Annotated in this window: 1 protein-coding gene; it reads left to right on the forward strand. The window is 65.1% G+C overall.

Annotation, left to right across the window (positions count from 1 at the left end; genetic code table 11):
* Positions 1–26 precede the first annotated feature (26 nt).
* Positions 27–439: radical SAM protein (locus AWU74_RS08535; RefSeq protein ID WP_238580283.1), on the forward strand; the 413-nt coding region annotated here is incomplete at its 3' end.

The raw sequence follows: 439 nt of genomic DNA on the forward strand, positions 1-439 counted from the left end.
TGTGCAACCTGCGCTGCATATACTGCATGCCGGAAGAAGGCGCAGCGCAGCTCCCCCGCGAAGCTATGTTGCGCGTGGAGGAATGCGTGCGCCTCTGCCGCGTCCTCGCCGGGCTCGGCATTCGCCGCGTCAAAATCACGGGAGGCGAGCCGCTGCTGCGGAATGGGTTATGCGCACTCGTCCGTGCGCTCGCGCTGATTCCGGGCGTCGAGCAGGTAACGCTTACCACGAACGGAATCCTGCTCGGCGGCTTCCTCAGCCAACTGCGGGATGCGGGAATCGAGGCAGTCAACGTCAGCCTCGACACGCTGAACCCCGCCGCATTCCGCCGCATTGCGCGGCGGGACGGGCTGGAACAGGTGCTTCAGGCTTTCGGGCAGGCATACGCGACGGGACTGCCGCTCAAAATCAACTGCGTCCCTATCCGCGGGCTGAACGA

Source organism: Treponema endosymbiont of Eucomonympha sp. (assembly GCF_001028545.1).